At 33.5% G+C, this 2,337-nt stretch carries 2 protein-coding genes; both read left to right on the top strand.

Annotated elements, in window-relative coordinates:
* Positions 1 to 207 precede the first annotated feature (207 nt).
* A complete protein-coding gene (locus U9R42_10360) occupies positions 208 to 990 on the top strand; it encodes a restriction endonuclease (GenBank protein ID MEA3496425.1) in 783 nt (260 codons plus the stop codon).
* A 4-nt stretch (positions 991 to 994) separates the two neighbouring features.
* Positions 995 to 2,059, top strand: coding sequence for a site-specific DNA-methyltransferase (locus U9R42_10355; protein ID MEA3496424.1), 1,065 nt, complete (start codon positions 995 to 997; stop codon positions 2,057 to 2,059).
* Positions 2,060 to 2,337: the final 278 nt, after the last annotated feature.

Here is a 2,337-nt window from a genome sequence, read left to right as displayed (position 1 = left end):
ATGAGAATATTAAAACAACAGAGATTTACACACATATTACTAGCAAAGAGCTTAGTGATATTGTTAACCCATTGGATGATATGGGCTTATAGACTTTTGAGTATATCTGCACATAATGGAAATAAACGGAAGTTCCGTTTATGCTAATGTTGGCAGCAAGGCTAAAAAAAAACGACAAAACAGAAATAAAATGACGATATTTGTAATATGAATAAATGGACTAAATTAAGCATAGAATATGCAAACCAAAGGTCGTATTTGGACGACTTGTTTCAAGTTTACCCAACTATTCCAGAAGGAATAAGGGAAATAAATGAAGATGTTTGGTCAGAAGTTGAAAAATCATTCAAGAAAAAGGACAATGATTTACTGATAAAACAATTATTAAAATTTGACTTATTCCCTATCAAAGACAGTTACATTGCATATTTAAAACGAGATAGTTCGGCTATTGACAGAAATCCAAGAACGATAAACCGAATCTGTGGACGGCTTTATGAAATGGGTCTTGATAAAATATTTGAAAGATGTAGCGAACCAAAAGAAACCAATAGACAGATTGGTCCTATGTTTCGTGATTGGTTAAAAAGAAAATCGTTAGGAGTTGAACCAGTATCGTTAGATGAATTTTTAAGCAATGATAAAGACGCAATTTTAGATGCGGGGGATAATGCAATGATGAACTTTGCAAAAGAACATTTGGGTTACAATCACAACAAAGGATTAGATTTTGTTGGTCGTTTTAACAAACAATTTGTCATTGGTGAAGCTAAATTTTTAAGTGACTTTGGGGGACACCAAAATGCTCAGTTCAATGATGCAATTAGTACCATTCAAGCAAAAGGTGTAAAAGCAGTCAAAATTGCCATCCTTGACGGTGTTTTATTTATTGAAGGAAAAAATAAAATGTATAAGTCAATTACAGAGACCTATAAAAAATACAACATAATGAGTACTCTTGTATTAAGGGAGTTTCTTTATCAAATTTAAACACATGAAAAACTTACTTATAAAATCTGACAATATTAAAGGATTAAATTACTTACTGAACGAAAGAGATTTGAGAGGTAAGATTGATTTGGTTTATATTGACCCACCTTTTGCAACAGGCGGAAACTTTACAATTACAGATGGTAGAGCTTCAACAATTAGTAATTCAAGAAATGGAGATGTCGCCTATTCTGACAAATTACTTGGAAAGGATTTTTTGGACTTTATCAGACAGAGACTTCTTTTGTTGAAAGAATTAATATCTGAACAAGGGTCTATTTATCTGCATATTGATTATAAAATTGGTCATTATGTTAAAATAGTAATGGATGAAGTTTTCGGAATTGAAAATTTTAGAAACGATATTACAAGAATAAAATGCAATCCGAAAAATTTCAACAGACTTGGTTACGGCAATGTAAAAGACTTAATTCTTTTTTACACAAAATCAAGTAATCCAATTTGGAATGAGCCAAGAGAAAAATATACTGAAAAGGATTTTGAAAAACTCTTTCCAAAAATGGATAAACAAGGCAGAAGATACACAACAGTTCCTATCCACGCACCAGGTGAAACTAAAAATGGTAAATCAAACCAAGCTTTTAAAGGTATTTTACCACCAAAAGGAAGGCATTGGAGAACGGATGTTGAAACATTAGAACAATGGGACAAAGAAGGGTTAATTGAATGGTCATCAACAGGAAACCCAAGAAAAATAATCTTCGCAGACGAAAGAGAAGGGAAAAGAGTTCAAGATATTTGGGAATATAAAGACCCACAATATCCAACATATCCAACTGAGAAAAATCCTGACTTATTAGATTTAATTATTCGGACTTCTTCGAATGAGAATAGCATTGTACTTGACTGTTTTTGTGGTTCAGGAACAACTTTAAAATCTGCCCAAATAAATGGAAGAAAATGGATTGGAATTGACCAATCAGAACACGCTATAAAGGCGACTATGAATAAACTTGAAACAGTTGAAGGAGACCTTTTTGTTGCAAAACCAGAATATGAATGTGCAGAATTAGAAAAAAGCCCAGTTGCCAATCGAGTAGGCGGCTGATCCGTACGGACCAGTATTCCTTCGTTAAAACTACGGCTAACAAAGTGTAGCTCTCACAATTTATCCCGCACCTTTTGGTCGGGACCATAAACCAAGCGGGTCTCGTACCTGTAAAAGTATCTATAAATTTGCCAATTAGGTTTGAGCTTGATTCTAAATAGTGCCTCTAAGAAAACTATCAAATTTTATGATTTCTAAGATTTTTGACCTGCCTTTGCCGTCAGGCAGGTGAGATTTTTATTTTTTGAGACGAGGCGATGCCTTAGCATCAGTGAGTT

Source organism: Bacteroidota bacterium (assembly GCA_034723125.1).
GTDB lineage: Bacteria > Bacteroidota > Bacteroidia > CAILMK01 > JAAYUY01 > JAYEOP01.
The sequence above is the reverse complement of the archived record's forward strand: the minus strand, read 5'-3'. Positions and strand labels throughout refer to the sequence as shown.